The sequence below is a fragment of the Mycobacterium scrofulaceum genome (genome assembly GCF_002086735.1).
In the GTDB taxonomy this organism is placed as follows: domain Bacteria; phylum Actinomycetota; class Actinomycetes; order Mycobacteriales; family Mycobacteriaceae; genus Mycobacterium; species Mycobacterium scrofulaceum.
Genome location: NZ_MVIJ01000046.1, coordinates 1 through 17763 on the forward strand (window position 1 = coordinate 1; position 17763 = coordinate 17763).

At 65.0% G+C, this 17763-nt stretch carries 16 protein-coding genes and 1 pseudogene; 8 read left to right on the forward strand and 9 right to left on the reverse strand.

Features of this window, described 5'->3' with window-relative positions; genetic code table 11:
- Positions 1-76: 76 nt before the first annotated feature.
- The 8 genes and pseudogenes from BST44_RS23080 to BST44_RS23110 form a co-directional block, all read left to right on the forward strand.
- Positions 77-301 (forward strand): annotated as a pseudogene (locus BST44_RS23080) (transposase); the annotation flags it as partial.
- A gap of 1816 nt (positions 302-2117) precedes the next feature.
- Positions 2118-4394 (forward strand): winged helix-turn-helix domain-containing protein, encoded by a 2277-nt coding sequence (locus tag BST44_RS23085; protein ID WP_083179405.1) that lies wholly within the window; start codon positions 2118-2120, stop codon positions 4392-4394.
- A 153-nt stretch (positions 4395-4547) separates the two neighbouring features.
- The gene (locus BST44_RS31365; RefSeq protein WP_279628989.1) at positions 4548-5087 is read left to right on the forward strand and encodes a thiolase family protein; all 540 of its coding nucleotides are present in this window, start codon (positions 4548-4550) and stop codon (positions 5085-5087) included.
- Positions 5084-5827, forward strand: coding sequence for a thiolase family protein (locus BST44_RS31370; protein WP_279628990.1), 744 nt, complete (start codon positions 5084-5086; stop codon positions 5825-5827). The genes BST44_RS31365 and BST44_RS31370 overlap by 4 nt, the downstream gene beginning before the upstream one ends.
- Before the next feature lie 332 nt (positions 5828-6159).
- A complete protein-coding gene (locus BST44_RS23095; RefSeq protein WP_142274658.1) occupies positions 6160-7065 on the forward strand; it encodes an SIS domain-containing protein in 906 nt (301 codons plus the stop codon).
- A gap of 89 nt (positions 7066-7154) precedes the next feature.
- Positions 7155-7664 (forward strand): YkgB family protein, encoded by a 510-nt coding sequence (locus BST44_RS23100; protein WP_083179407.1) that lies wholly within the window; start codon positions 7155-7157, stop codon positions 7662-7664.
- 85 nt (positions 7665-7749) lie between these two features.
- Positions 7750-9159 (forward strand): dihydrolipoyl dehydrogenase, encoded by a 1410-nt coding sequence (gene lpdA, locus BST44_RS23105; protein WP_083179408.1) that lies wholly within the window; start codon positions 7750-7752, stop codon positions 9157-9159.
- The gene (locus tag BST44_RS23110) at positions 9156-10220 is read left to right on the forward strand and encodes an NAD(P)/FAD-dependent oxidoreductase (RefSeq protein WP_142274659.1); all 1065 of its coding nucleotides are present in this window, start codon (positions 9156-9158) and stop codon (positions 10218-10220) included. The genes lpdA and BST44_RS23110 overlap by 4 nt, the downstream gene beginning before the upstream one ends.
- 191 nt (positions 10221-10411) lie before the next feature.
- Here BST44_RS23110 and BST44_RS23115 read toward each other — a convergent pair whose 3' ends face one another.
- The 9 genes from BST44_RS23115 to BST44_RS31040 form a co-directional block, all read right to left on the reverse strand.
- Positions 10412-11032: an RraA family protein gene (locus tag BST44_RS23115; protein ID WP_244184913.1), complete on the reverse strand. Its 621-nt coding sequence runs from the start codon at positions 11030-11032 to the stop codon at positions 10412-10414.
- A gap of 29 nt (positions 11033-11061) precedes the next feature.
- Entirely contained in the window at positions 11062-11331 is a 270-nt protein-coding gene (locus tag BST44_RS23120; protein WP_208619872.1) for a DUF6510 family protein, read from the reverse strand.
- The gene (locus tag BST44_RS23125) at positions 11328-12089 is read right to left on the reverse strand and encodes a ferredoxin reductase (RefSeq protein ID WP_083179410.1); all 762 of its coding nucleotides are present in this window, start codon (positions 12087-12089) and stop codon (positions 11328-11330) included. The genes BST44_RS23120 and BST44_RS23125 overlap by 4 nt, the downstream gene beginning before the upstream one ends.
- A gap of 8 nt (positions 12090-12097) precedes the next feature.
- Positions 12098-12697, reverse strand: coding sequence for a sulfite oxidase-like oxidoreductase (locus BST44_RS23130; RefSeq protein ID WP_083179411.1), 600 nt, complete (start codon positions 12695-12697; stop codon positions 12098-12100).
- A 199-nt stretch (positions 12698-12896) separates the two neighbouring features.
- Entirely contained in the window at positions 12897-14264 is a 1368-nt protein-coding gene (locus BST44_RS23135) for an NAD(P)/FAD-dependent oxidoreductase (RefSeq protein ID WP_083179412.1), read from the reverse strand.
- 288 nt (positions 14265-14552) lie between these two features.
- Positions 14553-15104 carry a DM13 domain-containing protein gene (locus BST44_RS23140; protein WP_083179413.1) on the reverse strand — a complete coding sequence of 184 codons (552 nt, stop codon included), beginning with the start codon at positions 15102-15104 and terminating at the stop codon, positions 14553-14555.
- A gap of 46 nt (positions 15105-15150) precedes the next feature.
- Complete coding sequence (locus BST44_RS23145) at positions 15151-16566, reverse strand: NAD(P)H-quinone dehydrogenase (RefSeq protein ID WP_083179414.1); 1416 nt, start codon at positions 16564-16566, stop codon at positions 15151-15153.
- A 33-nt stretch (positions 16567-16599) separates the two neighbouring features.
- Positions 16600-17055, reverse strand: a complete 456-nt coding sequence (locus BST44_RS23150; RefSeq protein ID WP_083179415.1) for a DUF5709 domain-containing protein — start codon at positions 17053-17055, stop codon at positions 16600-16602.
- Positions 17056-17163: 108 nt separating this feature from the next.
- Positions 17164-17553 (reverse strand): four-helix bundle copper-binding protein, encoded by a 390-nt coding sequence (locus BST44_RS31040; protein WP_244184916.1) that lies wholly within the window; start codon positions 17551-17553, stop codon positions 17164-17166.
- Positions 17554-17763 lie beyond the last annotated feature (210 nt).

The following is a 17763-nucleotide window of genomic DNA, read 5'->3' on the forward strand; positions in this document are numbered from 1 at the left end:
CTTACCGACCACCTCCAGCGCCTCGATCGATGAACATCCCACCCCGACGGGTTGACCCGCCCCCGAGGGCCGGATAATCGAGCGGTTGAACAAGGAGATCAAGCGTCGGGCTGATGTCGTGGAGATCTTCCCCAACCCCGCGGCGTTCCTGCGCCTGGCCACCGCGGTGGTCATCGAATCTCACGACGAATGGCAGGTCACCCGGCGTTATCTCTCCGATGTCTCCATGGACGAGCTACGCACCGTGATCGCCGCTAAACACGCTGCTGCAGCACTTGCCAAACAACACCAAATCGCCTAGCGTTCAACATGACTCGTTGATCGCGATGCGTGGACCAACGCCAAGATCCGAAGTCCACCAATTGACGGGACACTATCCGATTACGTGCCAGATGGGCGCAAAAACGTTGTGAAAATAGGGAATTCAAGGCATGGCTGCAGATAACCGCGAACCCGCTCTGGTAGCGGGTTCAGCCATGCTGATCGCGGCGAGACGTCGCGTCTGACTTCGGTGCGAGACCAATAGCCGGACAAGCGATCACGCTCTGGGCGAGCGACCGTCTGGTAATTGGATTGGGCGAGCATTCCCGTCGCCCAACAGGCGAGAGCTACCCGATGTTGGGCCGTCCCCCTTACGACACGCCTACGAAGCGGCCGCGAGCCCGCTTCGCGGTTTGGCATTGGCACGATCGCGACGGCGAGATTCCTGTCCTACCTGCCAAGTCAGGTCACACCTTGCGATTTTGCCGCCGATGTCAGGGCAGCGTCAGCCCGATTCGCCCACCTCGGCCGTGAGCGGCCTGGCCTCTGGCACCACAATTCCGAACCTTCTGCTGTGGAAGCTATTTCAAGCAGAGGACCGTGCTTCGGGCTAGTACTAGACCTATCCGGCCCTAAACATCAACCCTCGGGCGATGGTTTTGTGCCGCCAGCACGACGACCGTAGTAGTCGACAACAGATCACGTCCTCACCCAAAGCCAGGGCCCGGCTCGGCCCCACGCCGGATCGGTGGGAACGCAAGTGAAAAGAGCTGAAAATGTTGAATGCAGCGCTTGGAATGCTGGCGATGGTGCCAGTGGTGTTCGGTGTCGCCGGGTACGCGATGGTGTCCCGATGACCGCTGGTCACCCCGCCTCACTCGCCGAAGTACCAGCAGGACTTCACGTCTGGCCTAGAGGGCGAGGTGATTCGCGCACGGCGGCCGGTGTAGTCGAGGAAGCCACGCGGACCGAAGCGAGCGTCGTCGGTTGTTTGACCGTTCGGCGGGCTGAGGCTGCGGTGAGCGCGCCTCAGCCCGCCGAATTCCACGCATGGATTCGACGCCCCGGTGCGAGTCGGCCGATTGCATTACCGCGCTCGTTCGCTCCGCGGATTTCTCGATTGAGGCAACCCATACGCCAACCGGATTGACCGGTCCGCCAATTATTAAGGCCCCTAGGCATACACCGACCCGGCTCTAAAGATCACCCGCTGGGCGATGGTGAGAAGGGTTGCGCGCTGCCAACGTAGTCATCGATCTCTAAGTCGCCGCGCCCGCCGCCGATCGATCGTGAACGGCGCGGCGCGGCAACGACACAGAGGATTTTGAGGAAACGACGATGAACACGGCGTTGGGGATGTTATCGATCCCGGTGGCGCTCGGCGCCGGTGGCTATGTGGTTGGTGAAGCGACGACCATGAGCGCGGGGAAGGCTACGGCGGGGCGCTCCTCCGGACGTCCCACGGTGTCTCACTTTGAGACGCTCGATCACCTCATGATGAGACGCTCACCATCCGCCCACCGGGATGTCATCGGTTGCAGGAGTCATCCCATCGGGGGGAACAGAGGAGAAATACGGTGAGCGGGCAGATCGTGAGCGCGGGTTACGAGCAAATCCCCGGAGCCTCGGCGGCAGCTGGGTCCGCCGGCCAGAACGGGCACCGCCGGCGTGTGCCGGAAATAATCGAAGAGAACGGGTCTGATTCGATACGATCACCGCGATTGCCGGGCAGAACGAGCCCGGCCGAGCCTGCAGAGACCGACTGGGATGCCAAGCCGCCAGCGCCCACCCATGGGGCGTCTACGCCGAGGCTTCCCGCCCGGCCGTTGGGTCCGACGGATTCGCGGAGTCCGGATATGACCGGTTCAGCCGGACGCGGCGACGACCGCGCCGGAGAGGCCGGCGCGCGAGCGGTGCTGCTCGCCACCAAGCTGCATGTCCCGGCGATCGGGGTTCAGCTCGTTCACCGGGCGGCCCTCCTCGACATGCTGTCCGCGGGCCTCCGCCGCAAGCTGACCCTGTTGAGTGCGCCGGCGGGCTGGGGCAAGACCACCGTGCTGGCCCAGTGGGCCCTGGCCGAGGGCGAGGGGCAGCGGTTTGGCTGGCTGTCGCTTGATTCCTCCGACAACGACCCGGTGTGGTTTTGGATGTATGTCGTCGCCGCACTGCAGAAGATCAGTCCCGGGGTAGGGATCCGCGCGGTCGATCTCCTCGCGATGGGCGCCGACCCAGTACAGGTCGTACTGCCCACCCTGCTGAATGATCTGGACACGATCGCGAGCCCGATGGTGCTCATCCTGGATGACTATCACCTGGTCATCAATCGGGCAGTCCATGAGCAGCTGGGATTTTTCGTCAGCCGCTTGCCTGCGAATCTTCGTTTGGTGCTGGCCACCCGGTCGGATCCTTTGCTGCCGTTAGCCCGACTTAGGGCCAGCGGCGACCTCGCCGAGGTGCGCACCGACGATCTACGTTTCGGCCCCAGTGAGGCGGAGCGTCTGCTGAACGACGTCCTGGGGCTGGGCTTGGCGACCGCAGACATTCAGCTCTTGCACCGACGCACTGAGGGCTGGGCTGCGGGCCTCTACCTTGCCGCCCTATCGCTGGCCGGGCGTGCCGATACCCCACGGTTCATACAGACGTTCGCGGGCGATAACCGTCATATCGTCGACTACTTGATGGCCGAGGTGCTCGACGGTCAGCCACCGCACCTACGCAGCTTTTTGCTGCGCACGTCGGTCTTGGACCGGCTCAGCGGTCCGCTGTGCGACGCGGTGTTGCAAACGTCTGACTCGGCCTCGGTCCTGGAGGGAATGGAACGTGAAAACCTGTTCCTGGTGCCATTGGACACGTCGCGTCACTGGTATCGCTATCACCAGCTGTTCGGAGAGTTGCTGCGCACCGAGCTGCGTCGTAGCGAGCCCGAGCTCGTCGGCGATCTGCACCGGCGGGCCGCAACCTGGTTCGAGACCGAGGGCCTCATCGATGAGGCGGTACGCCACATGGTGGCTGGCGGTGACATCGAGCGCAGTGCCGATCTGATCGCCGCGGACTGGGTCGACGAATTCAACGGGGGCGGCGTGTCGACCGTCTCCAGCTTGCTGGACCTGCTTCCCGAGGAGACGGTGGCACGAGACCCGCGACTGAGCGTGGCCCGCGCTTGGATCGCCCTAAGCGTCGGTCAACTCGATGCCGCCGCGGAGTGGATCGAGGCAGTCGAGTCCCGATCGGCGGCCGACATCGCCGATAGCGGGGTCATCGCCGCTCAACTCGCCGTGTTGCGCGCGCTTCACTCGTTCAAGACTGCCGAAGTCTCCACGGCGCTGGAGACGGCCCGCGGGGCGATCGCCCTCGATCTCGGCGAAGCGCCCTTGAGCCGATCAACCGCCTACTGCATCTACGGATCCGCGCTGTACTTTTCGGGCGGTACCCGCGAGGCGCAAGCCGCCTTCCGGCAGGCCGTAGGGCTGGCCGAGAAGGTGGGCGATCGTCGTGCCCGCAGCTACGCGTTGGGCCATCTGGCGCTGATCTCGGCCGAATGTGGTCAGCTGGCGGACGCCGAACGTCAGATCCGTCGGGCCTCCGGCAGCTCACGTGACCTTGCGGATGCGGAACACCTCGTGGACGTCATGGTGTCGCTTGCCACGGCCGAACTCCTCCGTACCCGTGGTGACGCGGCCGCGGCGTTGGTCGCCGCCGACATGGCCGTGATGTCGGCCCGCCAAGGCGGGGCAATCCTTGAGGTGGCCAAGGCGCTGTCGGTCAGGGCGGACATCGCGGAGCATGTCGGCGACTACCAGACCGCGCAGGCCATCCGCGAAGAGGTCGACGCCCTGGTGGGCGATCGCGTGAACGCTGGCATCGGCTCGACGCTGCCCGCTTCGGCCGAGCGGAGGGCGGGCGTCGCGGCGAATTCGCGCAGCAACGCGTGCGCGCTCGGTGAGGAGCTGACCCCCAAAGAGCTTGAGGTTCTTCGTCTGCTCGCCACCCGGTTATCGCGCCGTGAGATTGGTGCGCGGCTATACGTCTCGCTCAATACCGTGAAGACGCATCAGCGCGCCCTCTACCGCAAGCTCCGCGTTGAGCACCGCAGCGCAGCCGTCAGCCGGGCGCGGGAACTCGGCCTGTTGTGATTCGCCGGCCGGCATCCCGCCAGATCTCGCCGGTCACGAATCGCGCTTCCAAGCGCGCTTCGAGCTAATCACCCGGGCGAAACGCAGGTCGGGTGACGACGCCTCACCCCACGCCGGGGCAGCCTCGCAGAGGACCTGATGCCGGCGGGCCAGGTGGGCTACATCGCCCAGTTCTACGCATGGGAAAGGGCATCGATGACCGAGGCTTACGTCTTGGGTGGCGTACGAACCCCATTCACCCGCTATGGCGGCACGCTGTCGGGTATTCGGGCCGATGACTTGTTGGGTATGACGATGAGGGCCGCGTGCGACCGGCTAGGGGTGCCACTCGATGCCGTGGAAGACATCCTGGCCGGTTGCGTCAATCCTGCCCACGAGGGCATGGGCGACGTCGCGCGGTGGGCAGCATTGGCGGCCGGATTCCCAGACACCGCCGCCGGCGGCACCGTGAATAGATTCTGCGGCTCATCGCTAACCGCGGCAGTAAGCATGAGCCATGCGGTCAAGGCCGGCGACCTCGGCCTCGGTATCGCCTGTGGAGTCGAGTCGATGTCTCGATCGGGGTGGGCCCTGATGAAGGGTGACGCGGCGTTCAGTCCCCGAGGTCCTGTTTTCATGCTCGACACCATGTGGAGCGGGGCGGGGGGCCGCCGAACCCGGTGTTGCTGGTTCGCAATGCATACATCAGCATGATCGAGACCGCGCAGAATGTCGCCGACCGCTACTCGCTGAGCCGCGAGGAGATCGACGCCTTCGCGCTCCGATCCCATCAACGCGCCAAGGACGCCCGTGATCGGGGCCGGCTGGCCAAAGAGGTTATGCCGGTGAGGATTCCGGCGACAAGAAAGACACCTGCGCGGGTGGCTGAACACGATGAGTTCGTCCGCGATGACACGACCGCCGAGGCGCTGGCGGCTCTACCCGCCCAGCCCGGCACGACCCAGATGACGGCGGGCAACTCCTCGCCGCTAAGTGATGGCGCCAGTGCTGTAGTCATCGCGTCCGGGGAGCGAGCCACCGAACTGGGTATCGAGCCGTTGGCCCGAGTGGTATCGAGTGCGGTCTATGGCATCGATCCCCTCATCATGGGCGTGGCCCCTGCATGGGCGATCCCGGCGGCGATCCGCCGGGCAGGGCTTGTCCCCGAGCAGATCGACGTGTGGGAGGTGCACGAGGCGTTCAGCGCCCAGGCGCTCGGCGTGCTGCGGGAATTGCCCAATCAGCTGGACGGTTTCGTGGTGCCGGACGACAAGCTCACACCCAATGGTGGCGCGGTTGCGATCGGGCATCCCTTCGGGGCCACGGGAACTCGCTACTTGCTGACGCTAGCGACCGAACTCTGTGCAAGGGGTGCTCGTTATGGGGTGATTGGCATCTGCATCGGCTCGGGGCAGGCCGTGGCAGTGGTATTGGAAAACGTTGGTGCAAAATGACACGCGGATGCCTGAACAGGGGCGGGTGACTCACCCGGGTGAATCGGTCCCGAGGGTGATGCCATCTCACCCGGCACGCCAGCAAGCTCATAGTCGACCAAGCGTTGCGGATCCTTGGCGCGCAGCGCCCCACCTCCCAGCAAAGCTGCTGCGTCTCGCCGGTGGGGCCGCAGGACACCGCGGCCGAACCGCAACGATGCCGACGACCAAGAAGGGGCACTAACTCGGTGAACCCCAGAACCGCACTGCTACTGTGCAACAGAGAGTTGCCGCGCCATCGGCGCACCAGTCGGGCCCGTGTTCACGTCGACGCCAGGGCTCAATCTCGGTCATTGCTGGAATTCGATCGGGCGCCGGTCTCTTTGCGTCTTTACCCGTTGCTCCGCGGTCATCATCGCCGCATCGTCTTCACCGGCATGGGCGCATCGCATATCGCGGCACTGCCGAGCTGGAGGCGGCTCGTTGCGGCTGGAAGGGCCGCGCGGTGGATCGATACGGAAAGCCTTTTAGAGCGCCGGCAACTCGTCACCCCCGATTCGCTGCTGGTCGCCACGTCACGATCGGGCTCCAACAAACACGTGTGCGCTTTGGCCGACGAGCCGGGCCGGACCGTGAGACCGGCTGCGGTGGTGGCCATCACCGATGACCGGGCCAGTCGACTCGCCTTGGTCGCTAACTGTGAGGTTCTGCTTCGCAGCGGGGCGTCCGGGAGCCCGAAGGGGTTTCTGAACGCTCTGGTAGTCCATGACTATGTCGCCTCGATGATTCTCAACGAAGACAATGACGACGTCGCTGGTACCGCTCGCGCTGTCGCTAGCACCACACTGCCGGCCGAACTTCACAGGGTGGCCGCCGGTGTGGCGGCGCAGGAGGAGTCGCGCTTGGCTTATGTCGGGTGCAGCGAGCACTCGGCGGCTGCCTTGTACGCAGCCTTGCTCACCAACGAAGCCACCGAAATCGTGGCCCAGGGGCACATCGCCGGACAACCTCGACACAACCTCGTGCGCCGGGCAAACGCGCAATTGACTGCGGTCTTTTTCGGTTCCCACAGCCGTCCCGACGCGGCCCTGCGCGGGCTGGCCACTGACCTGATGGCGGCAGGGTCGAACGTGGTTATCCTCGGCGGCGCCGATGTCGCCGGCGCGACTTATGTCCCCTGCCACGCAGGCCGGGTCGGCGCCGAAGCCGCTCGCAACGTTGTGGTCATCGAGCAGTTCGTCGCGGCCTTGACCGGTTGAGCGGGATGAACACCCGCGAAGTAACGCGCATACAGGACCGGCGGTCCTGGCGCATGTCCGAGTAAACGCGTTGGAAGGAGAAGGATCTCATGACTGTGGGCGATACCACGGAGGTAGCTCGGCGGACGAGTCGTGTGTCACGACTGACCACGGCCGCACCGCTCATTGCGCGCTATGGCCTGGTCGTAGTCATAGCGTGGTTCGGCGCAATGAAATTCACCTACTACGAGTCCCACGGTGTATCGCCGTTGGTGGCCCACAGCCCGTTTTTGGGCTGGGTTTATCACATCATGTCGATCAGCGCGTTCGGCCGGGTGCTCGGCTCGGCCGAGTTGGTAACCGCAGGGTTGCTCGCCCTCAAGCCGTGGTACCCGAGGGCCTCGGTGATCGGCGGTGTGTTGGCGACCGCTTTCTTTCTTGGCACGCTCAGCTTTATGGTCAGCACGCCCGGGATCGGTGAACCTACCGCGGGCGGCTTCCCCGTCCTGTCGGCCAATGGTGAATTCCTCATGAAGGATATCGCGTTGGTGGGCTTGGCCCTGTGGCTGTTGGCCGACTCCGTCAGTGCAACTCAACAGCGGCACGCACCGCCCGCCTGACCCGGATGAGCTTCGCAACAGTGGCAGCGTGCCGTTGAAAGACGAACCGACGCAACCGCTTCACTCATTACCAACGGAGGACGCGATGAGCTCACCGGTCAGCCGCCATTACGACCTGGTGGTGGTGGGTGCCGGGTCGGGCGGATACGTCGCTGGCATCCGAGCGGCCCAACTCGGCATGAACGTCGCGATCATCGAAGAACGCTACTGGGGCGGGGTTTGCCTCAACACCGGGTGCGTTCCGTCAAAAGCGTTGCTGCGCAACGCCGAGATCGCCTCCATCCTGACCCATCAATCAGCCGAGTTCGGTATTCGTGGTGACATCAACCTCGACTACGCCCGTGCTGTGTCACGCAGCCGCGAAGTCGCCGAGGCACGGGTGCGCGGCGTGCACTTCCTGATGCGCAAAAACAAGATCACCGAGATCGAGGGCCGCGGCCGGTTCAGCGGCTCTCACACGGTCGACATAGAACTACGGGAGGGCGGTACCACCAGTCTCCGCTTCGACAACGCCATCGTCGCCACCGGCTCACGGGTACGGATACTGCCGGGCGTCACCCTCAGCGACAACATCGTGACGTACGAGCAGCAGATCCTCGACGCAACGACGCCCGAGTCCATCGTCGTCATCGGCGCCGGCGGAATCGGCATGGAATTTGCCTACATCCTCAACAGCTATGGTGTTGACGTCAAAATTCTCGAATACGCCGATCGCGCGCTCCCCAACGAAGACACCGACGTCTCGAGGGAATTGACTCGCCAGTACCGACGGCGCGGCATCCCCATCCATACCGAAACCCGCGTGGATTCGGTAATCGACCACGGCGACCACATCACCGTCACCCACACCGATCGCAAGGGCCATACCACCTCAGTCGACGCCGCCCGCGCGTTCATCTGCATCGGATTTTGCCCCAACGTCGAAAATCTTGGCCTTGACGGGCTGGGCGTCCACCTCACGGCAGGCGGGGCAATCGAGATCGACGACTACATGCGCACCTCGGTTCCCCACATCTTCGCGATCGGCGACGTCACCGCCAAAGTTCAACTCGCCCATGTCGCCTCGGCCCAGGGAGTCATCGCCGCCGAAACCATCGCCGGCGCCCCCACCATGTGCCTGGACTACCGCATGATGCCGCGCGTGACGTTCTGCCAACCCCAAGTCGCCAGCTTCGGCTACACCGAAGACCAGGCCCGCGCCGCCGGCCGCGACATACGGGTCGCCACCTTCCCCATGCAGGCCAGCGCGAAAGCGCATGGCTTGGGCGAACGCGCCGGATTCATCAAACTCATCGCCGACGCTGCCCACGGCGAGCTGCTCGGAGCGCACCTCGTCGGGGCAGAAGTCAGCGAGCTACTCCCCGAGCTGACGGCCGCCCAGCTCTGGGACCTGACCGCTACCGAGCTCGCCCGCAACGTGCACACCCACCCCACCCTGGGCGAGGGACTGCAGGAATGCTTCCACGCCCTGACGGGGCAAGCCATCAACCTATGACGCCGACGGCGGGCCACGCGCCGATCCCGCAGCGTCGAACGGCGGCCCGCGCGGCACGACAGCGAATTGCGCTGCCCACGGGCCGGATTCGGGATGTCATCATCGTCGGGTCGGGCCCCGCTGGCTACACGGCGGCGATTTACACGTCACGGGCCGGACTCGACACCATCGTCGTGGAGGGCGAGGTGCCCGGCGGTGCACTGATGGCCGCCGGACCGGTGGAGAACTACCCGGGTGTCACCCCGTCCGTGTGCGGACCTGCGCTGGCGGCTGCGATGCGCGACCAGGCACAGCGCTTCGGCGCCGAACTGCACCCCGGCGACGTCGAACGATTCGATCTTGGCGGCGACGTCAAGACGGTCGCCGTACGCGACGAACTACACCATGCCCGCGCGATAGTCGTTGCGATGGGGTCCACCAACCGGCCGCTCGATGTGCCCGGCGAGCGCGAGCTCCTGGGCCACGGCCTCAGTGCCAGCGCCAAACTCGACGGTGCGCGCTTCACCGGTTGCGACGTCGCCGTCATCGGCGGTGGCGACGCCGCTGCCGAAGAGGCGCTCTATCTCGCGGCGCGCGCCCGCCACGTGACCCTCGTCCACCACGGCCCCCGATTACGGGCGTCGGCTATCGCCATCGCTCGGCTGCGCGCTCATCGGAACGTCACAATTCTGACATCCACGGAAGTGCTCGCCGTCCAAGGCCAAAACCACGTCAGCGGGCTGCGGATGCGCGACACGCATAGCACTGCTGACTACGACATCGCCGTCGCCGCGGTGTTCATCGCCGTCGGACAGGTGCCTCGCTCGGAACTACTGAAGGGACTCGTCGACCTCGACACCCGCGGACACGTCCGAACTGGCGGCCATACGAGCCACACCTCGGTGGAGGGCGTATTCGCTGCCGGTGACCTGATCGACCGACGCTACCGCCAAGCAGTCACCGCTGCGGCCAGCGGCTGCGCGGCCGCACTCGATGCCCAGCGCTGGCTGAGTCACCCGCATTGTCTCCCATCAGATTCCAGCCCGGAACACCCGCGCAACCGGCGGTTCTGTTGCGATTGATTTGCTGTCCGGCAAGCGTCGTCGGTCCGGCCGTTGGGTGGTCATTGCCCAGATCAACGACCACTGTCGGTGCGCATCGGGTGAGATGTCCTCATCCGGCTGTGCAATTCACCCGGGTGGACGCCGGCGAGAAGGCGGATCTGCGGTTGAAGCGCCCAGGACACTGCAACGGTTCCCCCACCGAAGACCGCTCAATTCTCATTGCCTCCCAGCGTGGTTGAGGTTTCGTCTCTGATGGTGGCGATCGCCGCCGCGTCTTCCACCGCGACCAGGTTGGCAGCGCGTAGTACAGCGCGCACATCGCCGGCGGGTATGACCGCGGCGCCGGAGCCATCGGCGAAGACGTAGTCGCCGGGACGAACCGCCACCCCGGCGATCACGACTGGACGGTTCACCTCGTAGGGAGTGACGGTGTCGCCGCCCCACCGCGTTGTTTCGCCTCGGCAATAAATGGCCAGGTCGAAGCGTTCGAGCTCGGCGAAGTCGCGTAGCCGCCCGTCGGTCAGAATGCCGGCGAGCCGGTGGTTTCTGACACGGGATAGCTTTGTCCCGCCGCCCAGTGACGCATCGGTATAGCCGTTGCTGGCCAGCACCAGCACGCGCCCGTCGGCGCCGCCTTCGATGGCGTCGTAGAACAACCTCTTGAAGTTGTAGCGCTCGGGCGGGAGAGCGGCCCGGCACGCGGGGAAGTAGGAGATCGTCACGGCGGGGCCGAACAGCCGGCGTCCGGGAGTGGGACTCACCAGGTCGAGGAGATGACACCGATGTCGGTGCAGCCGCCCCATGGCGTCCGCGATGTCGGCGGTGCGCACCCGACCGGCGAGTGCGTTGAGGGACTCCATCAGCTCTGGATCGGGACACGCCAGGACTGGGCGCCGCGGAAGTCGAGCCACACATCGGTGGGCGTTTGCACAAGCCGGGCAAGGACGGTTCCGCAGCACGGGCAGCGCACCACGATGCCGGGCCCGCGGTGATAGACGTGACTTTCGGCGAAGGCCGTAGCGCGACAACACTTCCCGCAGGTCAACAACGCGGTGGTGACATCGAATCCCAGTATTCCTTCGAAGGCGCCCGCAACCGCGTTACCGTCGACGTGTGTTGGTTCGGTCATGATTTGTCGTTCCTTGCTTCGTTGCTCGGGCCGAACCGCTCGGTCCGGATGGCGGACGGTTGATGCCCCTGCTCGATCAACGTCGCGGTGACCGATTCCACAAATCCGGTTGGACCGCAGACGTAGACGTGCCCACCGTCGGTGGGCACCCACTCCTTCGGCGCGAGGTCAGCGGGGCGAACCCGGCTAGCCGGCCGGGTAGTCTGCGGCGCAGCCACCCTGGTGTAGACCAGCGCGATCTGCAGCCAGTCACATTCGCGCTCGAGCCGCTCCAGCTCTTGGGCGTAGTACACGTCGTCCGGACTGCGAACCGAATAGACCAACCGAAAGTCGGCGCTGCCCACCACTACCCGCTGTCGCAGCATCGCCATCAATGGCACGATTCCCGATCCACCGCCGACGAGCAGGACCCGAGCGTCCTCGTCAGGCCGCCAGACGAACCAGCCGCCGATTGGTCCGCGGAGTTCGATCTCGTCTCCGGCAACAAGCCCGGTGAGGTAGGGCGAGACTTCCCCGTCGTCAATCCGCTGCACAGTGAGTTCGATGCGGTCGCCGTCGGCCGGTCTGCTCAGTGAGTAACTGCGTTGCGCGCTGTACCCGTCCTCAGCGGTCAGCTTGAGATCAATGTGCTGGCCGGACAAGTGTCCGCCCCAGCCCGGCACCGCCAGCCCGATCGTTTGCGCCGACTCAGTCTCGGGTTCAGAGTGCACCACACGCGCGACTCGCCAGCGCAACTTCGGTTCGACGTGGATGTCCACCGCCGTCGTCAATCGCCGGCGTAGCGTTGTTCTCGCCACGGGTCGCCGTAGCTGTGGTAGCCCAACCGCTCCCAGAATCCAGGTGCGTCGCTGTCACGCAGCTCAATGGACCTGACCCACTTCGCGGACTTCCAGAAGTACAGGTGCGGTACCAGCAGCCGCGCCGGGCCGCCGTGTACCGCACTAAGCGGTGCGCCTTGGAATGCGTAGACGATCCAAGCCTTCCCGCCGAGAAGGTCACCCAACGGAAGGTTGGTGGTGTAGCCACCGTAGGAACCGACCAAGGCGAATCCGGCGGCAGTCTTGGTCGATTCGAAGAGTGTGTCCAGCGAAACGCCTTCCCACTCGGTATCCAGCTTGGACCACGCGGTGACGCAGTGGATGTCCACGCTGAGCCGCTCGCTGCGCAGGAGCTTGAGCTGTGCCCAGGTCCACGACTGTTCGGCGCCGAGCTCGTTGCGAATAGTGAATCGCCAGTCATCGAGGTCGATCCGCGGAGTCGGTCCTGCTTGCAGGACAGGGAAGTCCGCGGTCAGATGTTGCCCGGGCGGCAGCTCACGGGCGACCTCAACGCGCCGCCCGCGGAAGCCCTTGTTGACGAGACTCATTGGTGCTCCGTCTCGTGGTGGTCATCATCCCGAATAGAGCCGGCGTTGCATGAGTCGTTGATTACGACCGCTAAGATCCCGTACGGCGCCGTCGTTTTGCTCCCGGCCGGCAGCGCCGTGGAAGCCGCAATCTGTCTTGTGGCAGGAACAGGCCAAGCCGTGCGTCGGCCGCCAGTAAAAGGAGTGGTGTCGTTGAATCTCATTGTGCCCCTGCCGCCCTCGGTAGCTGGACGACTTCGTTGGCCGCGAATTGGGCGTCGGGACCGGAAACGAACCCCATTGACAACACGGTGCGGGGAAAGAAGACGTCGGTGAGGTATGCGAGTGCGACCGCCCAACGGTTGACTAGACGGGGAAGTGCGTAGAGGTGGTAGGCGCGGGCGACAATCTTGGCGGAATAGCCCGATAGGTGCACGCCTAGCGGGTTGGCGACTGCATAGCGCGGGCCCAAGTCGACGACCATGCCCTTGTCGCTGTGGCGGTAGTCCTTCCGCTCTCCGTAGCCAAGGCTTGCGGCGACGTTGCGGGCCAACGTTTTACCTTGTCGGGTCGCGTGCTGGGCGGTGGGCGGGGCGTTCTTGCCGGGCTGCGTTAGGTCCGGAACGGCGGCGGCGTCGCCCGCGGCGAACACGTCGGGGTGACCTGGTACCTGCAGATCGGTCTGTACCTTGAGCCGGCCCCGCTCGGTTTCCAAGCCCAGCGTGGCGATCAGCGGTGACGGGGTCACGCCAGCCACCCACGCTACCGTGTAAGTGTCGATGCGTGAATCATCGCTTAACACAACATGATCGGCGTGAACCTCCTTGAGGGTCGTGCCCAACCGCACGTCGATTCCACGAGAGCGCAGCACACGCATCGCTGCGTCGCCGAGCTTCTGGCCCAGCTCGGGCATGACGTGGCTGGCCAAGTCCAGCAACACAAACCGCACCGAGGCCCGATCGAAGCCTATCTGCTTCGCCGCTGCGTCGGCGAGCGCGCGCAGCTGCGCGGTCAATTCGGAACCGGAATACGACGCACCGACAACGACAATCGTACGCCGCGCGCCCGCGCGCGCCTCGCTTTCCTCAACGTGAGCCAGTTCCAACTGCTCGATCACATGATCACGCAGATACAGCGCCTCGGCCGTCGACTTCAGCCCGTGCGCGTGGGTGGCCAAGCCGGGCGTATCGAACAGCCGCGTCACCGATCCTGGTGTCAACACCAGCCGATCCCACGATAACGTCCTCACCCGGCCCTCAGGATCGGTCAACGAGAGCGTATGTCGATCGAAGTCAACGCCGTCGACCCGCCCGCGCACCGCCCGCACGCCCCTGAGTGTTCCCGCCAGCGGAATACAGACGAACCGCGGGTCGACCAGCCCACCGGCCACATCCGCCAGCAATGGCGTGTACTGCAGGTAATCGACTGGCGAAACGATGGTCACCCCCACCTCCGCGGCGCGCGCCCTATGCAACCGTCGGGTCAGTCCGCGCGCGCACTCGAAAGCGGCGAACCCGCTGCCCACAATCACAACCGAGGTGGCCGGTTCCGCCTTCTCCGATTGAGGGTGAAGTGGGACCGTGTTCATATCTCTTCTCCTCGTTGGTATTCGGATGTCCGCGTCAGGCCGAAATTCGATCACACGAGGCCGTGTGTTCACTGGTGGCCAAGGCGTGCTGGACCGCGCGGTTGTAGACAGCTGCCTTGGGGGTCTCCCGCACGAGCATCGCCCGACCCCGAGCCGGCTGTCACCACCCCTCGGCACGATTCACCCGGGTGATATCGCTCTTACGGCCACCGCTACATCGGATCGGCTGCCCGGGCGCCGAACGGCGCACTCTTCAGGAACGCGTCAGCACCGCCCCCGCGCGCGCAATCATGGGTCGCGGCGCAGGGCGCGCGACTTCAACGGCTTTCGCGACGGGCGGAGGGACTCATTGGGTCGCGGGTCGCGGGTCGCGGGTCGCAGTTGCGCCGCGCCGAAGGACACACCGAAGCGCTCGCACCACAGGATCACGGCGCCGAACGCGCCGGTGTCGGCAGCGTCGGGCACGGCGTAATCGGCGTTGCCGCGGTTGGCGCGTAGGCTCCCGAGGTCTATGTGTTTGCAACGCCCAAGGTCTCGCCAGGGGAACCTGGCATGCTCGACCGGTGCATCGCTAAGCCACACGCGTAGTCGTGGTCCCAAAATGGTATGCAGATTTTCCAGCCGCAGAATCTTCGCCCCGTCGCCCACGGTTAGCAGGCGCGCAACCCCGCTGGTTCGGTGGATGTGGCCGGTGAACTCGCCGCAGCGGGTCGTCCGCGCTCCAGGCGGCCGCCTGTCATCGGCGGTGGTCCTGATCAACAACTTCCACGGTTGCAGCCACCACAGGGCCACAGGCAGTCCCACCAGCGCAATCGTCAGTCGAGCGACCCGATGTGGCATCAACCCGGAACCACAGAGCGCTCGCCGGTCCAATTACGTTCGGGCATCAGTTCAGATCATCGCGGGCTATGAGCCGGCGCGCCGCCTCGGTGATCGAGCCGGACAGGGACGGATAGATCGCAAGCGTCTGCGCTAGATCGTCAACGGTGATTCGGCTTTGAACAGCCATCGCGATCGGCAGTATCAATTCCGAAGCGATCGGCGCGACGACTACGCCACCAATTACCACGCCGCTGTCCTGCCGGCAAAATAGCTTTACGAAGCCCTGACGCAGCTCCGACATTTTCGCCCGAGCGTTGGTTTTCAACGGCAGCATGATGATGCGGGCCCGAATAGAACCATCATCGATCGCGGCCTGCGAGATGCCGACCGTCGCGACCTCGGGGTGGGTGAACACCGTCGCGGCGACGGTGCGCAACCGGAGCGGACTAACCGCTTCACCGAGCGCGTGATACATCGCGATCCGGCCCTGCATCGCGGCAACCGAGGCTAACGGCAGTACATCCGTGCAGTCCCCCGCAGCGTAAATGCCCGCGACCGAGGTCCGCGACACCCGGTCGACAGCAATACGGTTGCCGGGCCCGGTTTCGATGCCCACGCGCTCTAAACCCAGCCTGCCGGTGTTGGGCACCGACCCAAGTGTCATCAATGCGTGGCTGCCCTCAACGGCGCGGCCGTCGGTCATCGTCACCCGCACCCCGTCGTCGGTGCGCCTTACGTTCTGCGCGCGAGCGTTCTTGATCAGTTTGACGCCGCGCCGGGCGAATGATTCCTCGAGCACCTGCGCGGCGTCGGCGTCCTCGTACGGCAACACCCGCTCGCGGCTGGCCACCAGTGTCACCGTTACACCGAGTTCGGTGTAGGCGTTGGCGAACTCGATGCCGGTAGCCCCGCAACCCACCACGATGAGGTGGTCGGGCAACGAGTCCAGGTCGTAGAGCTGGCGCCAGGTCAGGATGCGCTCGCCGTCGGGGGCCGCCGACGGCAGGATCCGCGGGCTCGCGCCGGTGGCGATCAACACCACATCGGCATCGCGGATCGTGGTGCTGCCGTCGCGCTGGGTCACCTTGACGCGGTGACGCGCCAGACCGGGAGCCGCGTCGACCAGCTCGCCGCGCCCCGCGAGCAACTCGACGCCCACGCTCAGCAGCTGGGCGGTGATGTCCGCCGATTGCTCGGTAGCGAGCGTCTTGATCCGTTGATGGATTTCTGCCAAGCGGATCTCGGCGTCGTCGACGTGGATGTCGAAACCCAGGTGGGTTGCCCGTCGCAGTTCGGTGCGCAGCCCTGTGGAGGCGATAAAGGTCTTCGATGGCACGCAGTCGCAGAGCACCGCGGCGCCCCCGACCCCGTCGGGATCGACGATGGTCACGCGGGCTACGGCCGGACCTTGTGCAGCCGCAGCCAATGCCGCCTCATACCCGGCCGGGCCGCCACCGAGGATCAGAATGCGGGTCACCACAGCTGGAATTTCACCGGGTGGCCGGACGACAGGTCATCGAAGACGCCATCCCTCGCCGTCGCCGGCGTCTTCGTCGACGACGATGTGCATCGCGGCTTCCTCAGCCGAGGCAGCGCCGCCGTCAATGCCGACGTCGTGGGCTAGGTACTCCGCACCCGGGTCCGTCGCATCGAAGGCGAAGGCGACGAGCCGACCTGCCCGCATGTCGCCAACCTGATTGTCGATTGGTTCACCATCGCTGTCGGCGCTGTCGCCGATTCCGTCGCCATCCCACTGATCGGTCACGTCGGGCACCTCACGGGCGAGCCGGCGTGACAGACTTTCATGAGTCCGCGCTTCCCTCGTGGTGAGACCCCACGCCCGCAGTTCACGCGGGCGTTCCGGGGGAGAGTAGCCCTCGTCGAGGTCGATGCCAGTCTGTTCTGAGTCCAGGCTTTCTTCTGGTTCAAGCAAATGCGCCTGCACGTCGTCGAATTCGGATATCTCCATCAGCGCGGGCTCCGTCCCTTATCCCCAAGGTCGCATTCGCACAGCGAAGTTCGGCAAGAGATTGACATCATGCGGCCTCGGACAGTCGACGCACACTCGGCGGTGGTCTCATCCGAGCGCCTCAACAAGATCGCGGCAGGCGCGTTCACAGCGACGGCATACCTCGGCGCACACGCGGCAATGCTCGTGCTTCGGCGCATGCTTGTCGCACTCGTCCGCGCTTGTCTTACAGGCGGTGGCGCACGTTTGGAGCACCGTCCTGGTCAAGTTGGCGTCGTAGTCCGTGTGCCGGGATAGGACGCGACCGGTTGTCGCGCAGACATCCGAGCAGTCAAGGCACGTACGGATGCATTTGGTCAAGTGATAGATGTCCTCTTCACTGAGGCAGGCGTCTGCACACGCTGTGCAAGCCTGGTCGCATTCGAAACAGGCGTCGATACATGCGACCAGCTTGGCGATGTCGATCCGGCCGAGATCTCGTGGATAGGTCTCCAGCATTCTCTTGGCGGCGCTCACCATGTCCTCCTGGCTCCGGGCGGTGGTTGTCTCTTCGGTGCGGCCTTCCCCTGTCCAAGGCACCGCGGGTATGCGAGCCCGTCGCTGTGCCTCTTACACAACAGAACACGGCTGTGTCGGGGTAGACGTTAAGAGCATCGCGCGAAGGGGGGTGAACTGTCGTCGCCCACCTTCGTCATTCACCCGGGTGAT